This window comes from Terriglobales bacterium (assembly GCA_035624475.1).
GTDB lineage: Bacteria > Acidobacteriota > Terriglobia > Terriglobales > Acidobacteriaceae > DASPRL01.
In genome coordinates this window covers 1-7,455 of sequence record DASPRL010000039.1, presented here as the reverse complement: position 1 = coordinate 7,455, position 7,455 = coordinate 1, and the positions used below count along the sequence as shown (strand labels likewise).

The 7,455-nt window shown below is 68.2% G+C and carries 7 protein-coding genes; 1 reads left to right on the top strand and 6 read right to left on the bottom strand.

Annotated features, from left to right (window positions below; translation table 11 throughout):
• From VEG08_01890 to VEG08_01865, 6 genes are all read right to left on the bottom strand, one after another.
• Positions 1-1,461: UDP-N-acetylmuramoyl-L-alanyl-D-glutamate--2,6-diaminopimelate ligase (locus VEG08_01890; GenBank protein ID HXZ26727.1), on the bottom strand; the 1,461-nt coding region annotated here is incomplete at its 3' end.
• A gap of 56 nt (positions 1,462-1,517) precedes the next feature.
• Positions 1,518-3,725, bottom strand: coding sequence for a penicillin-binding transpeptidase domain-containing protein (locus tag VEG08_01885; protein ID HXZ26726.1), 2,208 nt, complete (start codon positions 3,723-3,725; stop codon positions 1,518-1,520).
• A gap of 56 nt (positions 3,726-3,781) precedes the next feature.
• On the bottom strand, positions 3,782-4,273 hold the full coding sequence (locus tag VEG08_01880; protein ID HXZ26725.1) for a cell division protein FtsL: 492 nt from the start codon (positions 4,271-4,273) through the stop codon (positions 3,782-3,784).
• Positions 4,273-4,452, bottom strand: a complete 180-nt coding sequence (locus VEG08_01875; GenBank protein HXZ26724.1) for a hypothetical protein — start codon at positions 4,450-4,452, stop codon at positions 4,273-4,275. The genes VEG08_01880 and VEG08_01875 overlap by 1 nt, the downstream gene beginning before the upstream one ends.
• A gap of 157 nt (positions 4,453-4,609) precedes the next feature.
• Positions 4,610-5,557 carry a 16S rRNA (cytosine(1402)-N(4))-methyltransferase RsmH gene (rsmH, locus tag VEG08_01870; GenBank protein ID HXZ26723.1) on the bottom strand — a complete coding sequence of 316 codons (948 nt, stop codon included), beginning with the start codon at positions 5,555-5,557 and terminating at the stop codon, positions 4,610-4,612.
• Entirely contained in the window at positions 5,557-5,997 is a 441-nt protein-coding gene (locus tag VEG08_01865; GenBank protein ID HXZ26722.1) for a division/cell wall cluster transcriptional repressor MraZ, read from the bottom strand. The genes rsmH and VEG08_01865 overlap by 1 nt, the downstream gene beginning before the upstream one ends.
• Before the next feature lie 572 nt (positions 5,998-6,569).
• Here VEG08_01865 and VEG08_01860 point away from each other — a divergent pair.
• Positions 6,570-7,455 (top strand): transglutaminase domain-containing protein (locus VEG08_01860; GenBank protein HXZ26721.1); only part of this gene is annotated, 886 nt, incomplete at its 3' end.

Here is a 7,455-nt window from a genome sequence, read left to right as displayed (position 1 = left end):
CAGCAGGATCTCGCGGGCCACGGCCACATCGTCGAAGGGAGCGGCCCCGGCGCGCGTGACCTGCACCTTCTCGTGGCCCTTGCCGGCGATGAGCACGATGTCGCCGGGGCAGGCCTCGGCGACGGCCAGAGCGATGGCGCGGGCGCGGTCGGGCTCCACCGTGAAGCGCGTGCCGGTGGGGCGCAGGCCGACGACCGCCTCCTCCATGATGGCCTGCGGGTCTTCGCTGCGCGGATTGTCGGAGGTGACCACCACGAAGTCGCTGCCGCGGCCGGCGGCCTCGCCCATGAGGGGGCGCTTGGCGCGGTCGCGATCGCCGCCGCAGCCGAAGACGGTGAGCACGCGGCCGCCGCGGCCCACGAACTCGCGCGCCAGGGCAGTGACATTGCGCAGCGCGTCGTCGGTGTGGGCATAGTCCACCACCACGGCGAAGGGCTGGCCGCACTCCACCTGCTCGAAGCGCCCGGGGACGCGGCGCAGGGCCTCGACTCCCGCGGACACCTGCTCCAGGGAACAGCCGCGGGCCACGGCGGCCGCCGCCGCCGCCAGGATGTTGTACGCGTTCACCCGGCCCAGCAGCGGCGAGCGCACGAAGACGGAGCCCTCCGGGCTTTCCAGATGGAAGCGGGTGCCGGTGGAGCCGAACGCCACCTCGCGGGCGTGGAAGTCGCCGCGATCCAGACCGTAGGTGACAACTTGAGATCCGCCCTGGCGGCTGATCTTCACGAGTTGCCCGCCCGCAGGATCGTCGAGGTTAAGGACCGCCACACGCGGCGGGGCGGTGCCGCAGCCTTCGAAGAGCACGCGCTTGGCGGCGAGGTACTCCTCCATGGTGCGGTGGTAGTCGAGGTGGTCGCGGGTGAGATTGGTGAAGACGGCGACGTCGAAAGGCATGCCGAAGACGCGCTGCTGCGCCAGGGCGTGGGAGGAGACCTCCATGACGCCCTCGCTGGCGCCCGCGGCCAGCGCCTCGGCGAAGAGCTGATTCAGCTCCAGGGCCTCCGGGGTGGTGTGAGGAGCGGGGAGCAGGCGTCCCGCCACGTGGTACTCGATGGTGCCGACCAGCAGGGTGGGGCGGGCAGCAGCCGCGAAGATGGATTCCACCAGGAACGAGCCGGTGGTCTTCCCGTTGGTGCCGGTGATGCCGGTGAGCGGAAGCCTCTCTGCGGGACGGCCGTAGAAGTTGGCGCTGAGGCGGGCCAGGGCGCGGCGGCCATGGACGACCAGGGCCCAGGGAGTATCGCCGCGCGGAGACTCCCGGGCGGAATCGGTCACCACGGCGGCTGCACCCTGGGCGATGGCGGCGTCCAGGAAGCGGTTGCCGTCCGCGCTTTCGCCGCGCATGGCGACGAACAGGTCGCCGGGCTGCACTCGCCGGGAGTCGTACTGCACTCCCGTGATGGCGGAATCCCCGCGCTGCGACAGGGTCTCGACGCCATCCAGGAGCTCGAGGAAGGTCATTGTTACCGCATTATAGCCGAGCACTCCGCCGCACCTTTTTTGACACCGGAGAGGCCTCAGCGGGAGAAGCGCACCGCGATGCGCGCGCCGGCGGGAATGCGGGAGCCGGCCGGGGGGCTCTGCTCACGGGCGATGCCGCTGCCACTGGCGTCGATCTCCAGGCCGGCGCGGGCGGCGGCTTCGATGGCCTCGCGCAAGGGCAAGCCCACGACCGAGGGCACCAGCACGCCGCTTTCTACATTCATGATCACCGTCCCGCCCTGCGTCGGGGAAGCTGGAACTGGGGCTGGCGGCTGGACCCGCGCCTGCGGTGGCGGGGGCGATCCCGGCTTGGCCGCGACCGGCGCCCACTGGGGCGACGCGGCCTGGGCCAAGGGCTGCGGGCCGGGGTCGGCGGGCTGGGATGTAGCTTCGGCAGAGTCGGCGGCTTCTTCCAAGCGGTCGGTGGCGCCTTCGGCCATGTCCTCGTCGCGTACGCGGGAAGCGGCCAGCAGGGCGCGGCGGGCTTCGAGGTTGCTGGGTACCACGTCCTGGGGGACGTTGAGATAGGCGAGCACCTGCTTGGCGATGCGTTGGAAAACGGGAGCGGCGACCTCGCCGCCCTCGTGCTCTCCCACCGGGGAATCCAGGATCACAACGATGGTGACGGCGGGATTGTTCACCGGGGCGAAGCCGGCGAAGGAGGCCACGTACTTGCTCTTGGAGTAAGTATGGGTGGCGGGATCGGCTTTCTGCGCGGTGCCGGTCTTGCCGGCCACGGTGTAGCCGTCGAGCATGGCCCGGGGGCCGGTGCCGCCGGGCATCACCACGCCCATCATCATCTTCTTCATCTCCGCGGCGGTGAGGGTGGAGATCACGCGGCGCTGCTGGGCGGGGTGGAAGGCGACCGGCTGCAGCGGCCCGGGCGGAGTGGTCCCAGCCACGATGCGGGGCGCCACCCAGACGCCGTCGTTGGCGATGGCGGAGATCATGGCGGTCAATTGCACGGCGGAGACCCCGATCTCCTGGCCCATGGAGATGGCGCCGATGGAAACCTTGGACCAGCGGCTGACGGGGCGGGCGATGCCGCGGGTCTCGCCCGGCAGCTCGATGCCGGTCTGGGAGCCGAAACCAAAGGCGCGGATGTAGTGGTCGAAGCGCTGGTCGCCCAGGCGCAGGCCCACCTTGATGGCGCCCACGTCGCTGGACTTGGCCAGGACCTGGGCCACGGTCAGGTCGCCGTAGGGCTTGTGGTCGTGGATCTTTCTGCCGGCTATGGTGATGGAGCCCATCTGGCAGTCCACTACCTCGTCGGGCCGGGTCAGGCCCTGGTCCAGCGCTCCCGCCAGAGTGACGACCTTGAAGGTAGAACCGGGCTCATAGACGTCGCTGACGGCGCGGTCGCTGAGCGCCTGCGGATCGGCGGTGCGGAAGGTGTTGGGATTGAAGGTGGGGCGGTTGGCCAGGGCCAGGATCTCCCCGGTACGCGGGTTCTCCACCACCACCGTACCGGCGGCGGCGTGGGTCCGCTGCATGGCGGCTTCCAGCTCGCGCTCGGCGATGTACTGGATCTTCTCGTCGATAGTGAGGACGAGATTGTCGCCGGACTCGGGCTGGCGCTCGACCCGCCCGAACCAGCGCCGCTTGGCGTCCATGGTGATGATCATGCTGCCGGGCTTGCCGCGCAGGCGGGCGTCGTAGGCGCGCTCCAGGCCGCCCAGGCCTTCGTCGTCCATGCCCACGTAGCCCAGCGCCTGGGCCGCCAGCTCGCGCTTGGGATAGAAGCGCCGCGACTCCTTTTGGAAGTAGATGCCGCGCAGGTTGAGGGCGCGGATGCGGTCGGCGGTGTCGGCGTCCAGCTTGCGGGCGATCCAGGCGAAGGCGCGGGAGGACTTCAGCCGGGCCTCGATGTCGGCGGGATCGGCGCCCAGCACCTTGGCCAGCAGGCCGGCGGCGGTGGCCTGGTCGGGGATCTCGCCGGGCACGGCGAAGACGGAATCCACCTCGATGGACATGGCCAGTTCGTGGCCGTTGCGGTCGTAGATGACGCCGCGGCGGGGGGCGACCTCGATCGAGCGCTGCTGCTGGCGTTGGGCGCGCTGGGTGAACTCGCCGAAGTCCAGCACTTGCAACTGCACCAGGCGGCCGGCGATGGCCAGCGCCCAGAGGACGAGGATGCCTCCCAGGAGGTAGAGCCGCTGCTTGGAGCCGTTCTGCGGAACGCCCGCCATGTTGCCCAGTCCTGGTTGCGAAAGAACGAGATGGCGGCCGCGAAGGGCCGCCATCTCTCCCGGTCATGAACTTTGGTTGAAGTCAGGCCGGATCTTGTTACCGGGCGCCCTCACTGCTCCACGGTGACCACCGGGGCCGCCGCCGCCCGCGCCAGCACGGGCGCGGCCGCGTTGCCCGCAGGCAGCTCCAGGGAGATGACCTGGCCGGCCTGGGGCATCTCCAACCCCATCTGCCGCGCCAGCGTGTCGATGCGCTCGGGATCGCGCAGCGAAGCTTCCTCCAGGCGAAGGGTCCGGTTCAGTTCCACCAGACTGTCGCGCTGGGTGCGCTGCGCTTCGATCTTGTAGCCGTACTCGATGGCGCTGAAGTGCTGCCAGGCATAGACCATCACCAGCGCGAACAGCACGCACAGGGTGGCCACGAACACCGCCATCTCGCGGTTGCGCTGCCGGTCGGCGACCTTCACCAGGCGGGAGTTGTCGATCGCCTTGGCGAAATAGATCTCCGGCGTGCCCCGGAGCGCGGTCGCCGCACGCGGGCGCAGGCTCGGGCCCCACGGGGAGCGGATCTGCGGAGTGCCGGCCAGCGCGCCTGCCGCCATCACGCCACCCCCACCATCGGCCCGAGGTAGGAGTCAGCGCGCGCGAGCAGGAGCGGGGCTGGCGGCGGAGGCGCCGCAGCCACCCACACCACCGCTGGCGCCGGAATCTGCTTCCGGGCCTGCTCTTCGGCGTGCATGACGGCCTGGATCAGCTCTTCGATCATCGTGCCCGTATACATGGCCTTCACCTCCGAACCTCTTTCCCAACTCTTCCCGGGGCGGCACCGAGAAGGTAGGTTGGTTGTGGAACATCTTGTTCGCCCTAGTCTAGAGAGGCGATGCCGCCCCGGAAACCCAGGCTCCTGCCGGCCCTTCCGGCCGGCGGAGCGCGAACCTCTAAAGTCTCTCCGCGGCGCGCAGCTTGGCGCTGCGGGCCCGCGGGTTGCGTTCGATCTCCTGTGCCGTGGGGACCACCGGCTTGCGGGTCAGGATCCGGTAGAGCCCCCGTTGCGCGCCCTCGCGCAGGGCGTCTTTCACGATGCGGTCCTCCAGGGAGTGGAAGCTGATGACCACCAGCCTCGCTCCCGGCTTGAGGAGCGCGGGCGCGGCGTCGCACAGCGCCCGCAACTCGTCCAGCTCGCGGTTGACCAGAATCCGGAGAGCCTGAAAGGTGCGCGTCGCGGGATGGATGCGCCCGGGTTTCATTGGCCGGAGCGCGGCCGATATGACTCGTGCAAGATGAGCGGTTGTTTCTATCGGCCGCGCCCGGACAATGGCTCTGGCGATTCTCCGCGACCTCCTTTCCTCACCGAATTCGTAAATCGCGTCCGCGAGCTCGCGCTCGCTGAAGCGATTTACCACTTGATCGGCGGAGAGCTCTTGCTGCGGGTCCATCCGCATGTCGAGCTTGGCTTCCGCCTGAAAACTGAATCCGCGCCCGGCGTCCTCCAACTGCAGGGAGCTGAGGCCGAGGTCGGCCAGCAGGCCGTCGGCCGAGCCCGCCGGGATGCGCCCGGGGAGCGCGGAAAACGGGCCCTGCAGCAGCGTCACCCGGGGCCAGTCGGAGACCAGCTCGGGCGGCGGCTGGAGCAAACGCCGTTGGGCCAGAGCCAGCGCCTGCGGGTCCCTATCGCAGGCAATCAAATGACCCGGTGCGCCGAGGCGTCTTGCGATAGCGAAACTGTGCCCGCCCGCACCCAAGGTCGCGTCGATACAGGTAGCGCCGCGCCGGATGGCCAGGAAATCGATCGCTTCTTCTAAAAGAACCGAAACATGGCCAGCTGCTTTGCCACCGCCATGTCCGCCCCGCTGGGGGGCGTCGTGCCCTTTCTCTGTCCCGACCACTAGGTACCCAGTAGTTCGTCGAGAGTCTTCTCATCCTCAGCCGTGAACGGTTCCGCCACATCCTTGCGCAGGGCTTCTTCGCTGCGCACTTCCAGGTACACCTGGTATCCCATGACCGCCACCTCGCCCCGGATCTGGGCCACTTGGCGCAGCAGGGCGGGAATCAACAGCCGTCCCTGGGCATCCATCTCCACCATCTGCCCGTAGTAGTTGGTCCGGGTAAGGAACTTCTTCTTGGTAGGGTTGAAGTTGGAGAGGCGGGCCAGCCTCTCCTCGATGCGCTGCCACTCCTCGAAGGGGTAGATCAACGCCACCTTGCCGTCCAGGCTGGTGATGTAGAACTGCGCGCCGTATTTCTCGTCGATCAGGCGCTTGAACTCTGCAGGGACCTTGAGCCGTCCCTTTTCGTCCACACGGGTTGGATAATTGCCGCGAAACATAGGACCGGCCCCGCTTTCCCGGGGCCTTGGACTGCGTATGGGCCGCCGCGAGGGCAGCCATGGAGGCAAAAGCGGTGATCAATTCCGGAATCGTGGGCTGATTGTGGTCGTCTTTCGGTGTCTTATCCTTCATTCCCCCTGCTCTCCACCGCAGGACATAAAGGCCCACCGGCCACGAAGCCGATTCCACTCTGTTCCACTTGGTCCCACATCCTACCTCCAAATCGTTCTGTGTCAACAGGTTTTTTCCAGGTCGCCATACCGAGATCGGCCCAAGCAGGGCCTCCTGGGAGAAAGTACGAGGAATCGCGCTTGGCCGGATCGAGACCACAAGATGTTGCGTTTACCGTGGGGGTGCCCGGGAGGCGGGAGGACGGGCTGGCCACGCTACCCGGCCACATCCGAGGTGGCCCGCCCCAAAACTCTTGCATCCCGCCGGTGCGGCGAGGCATCCTTAGCGCCCGTATGGCCTCCTTCCGCCACGGCTTCACCTGACAGCAGCCCGCCTAAGACGCCCGTCGGCCGTTTCCCAGAGCTTCGAAGATCCAACGAGGAAGAAAGGACGAGTTCCCATGCTCCGTCGAGCCTTGTGCCTGTTGTCCGCCGCCGTGATGTTGGGCGTGGCCGCCGCCGCCCAGACCGCGCCCCATCACTTCACTTTCCACTACTCCTTCACCATCAAGAACGTCGCTCCCGGCCAGCGCCTGCGTGTCTGGATCCCGCTGGCGCACTCCGACGAGTGGCAGCAAGTACGCGTGCTTTCCCAAAGCAGCGACCTTCCCTTGAAGCCGCAGCGCGAGCGCGAGTACGGCAACCATCTGCTGTACGCCGAGACCGCGCACGCCACCCGGGCGGAATACCACTTCGCGGTGGACTACGACGTGGTGCGGCGCGAGCGCACGGTGCTGGCCAACGGAAAGTTCGTGGACGCCTCCGCCCCGCAACGCCCGCGCGACCTGGCACGCTTCCTGGCGCCCGACAAGCTGGTGCCCATCAGCGGCCTGCCGGCAGAGATCGCCGCCCAGCAGACCGCCGGCAAGACCGCGGAGCTGGACAAGGCGCTCGCCCTCTATGACTACGTCTTCCATACCCTGCGCTATGACAAGAGCGGGACGGGCTGGGGCCGCGGCGACACCCTGTGGGCCTGCGACGCCAAGCACGGCAACTGCACCGACTTCCATTCCCTGTTCATTTCCATGGCGCGCTCGCAGCAGATCCCGGCCCGCTTCGAGATCGGCTTCCCCGTGCCCACCGACAAGGACGCGGGGCAGGTCGCCGGTTACCACTGCTGGGCGGACTTCTACGTTCCCGGGCACGGTTGGGTACCGGTGGACATTTCCGAGGCTTGGAAGGACAAGGCCAAGCACGACTACTTCTTCGGCACCTTGGACACGCAACGCGTGCAGTTCACGCTAGGCCGCGACCTGACGCTCACGCCGCGGCAGGAGGGCCCACCGC

Bases quoted from the DNA above. Each gene is read 5' to 3' on its own strand.
- VEG08_01885 (HXZ26726.1), bottom strand. From the start codon at position 3,725: ATGGCGGCCCTTCGCGGCCGCCATCTCGTTCTTTCGCAACCAGGACTG.
- VEG08_01880 (HXZ26725.1), bottom strand. From the start codon at position 4,273: ATGGCGGCAGGCGCGCTGGCCGGCACTCCGCAGATCCGCTCCCCGTGG.
- VEG08_01875 (HXZ26724.1), bottom strand. From the start codon at position 4,452: ATGTATACGGGCACGATGATCGAAGAGCTGATCCAGGCCGTCATGCAC.
- VEG08_01865 (HXZ26722.1), bottom strand. From the start codon at position 5,997: ATGTTTCGCGGCAATTATCCAACCCGTGTGGACGAAAAGGGACGGCTC.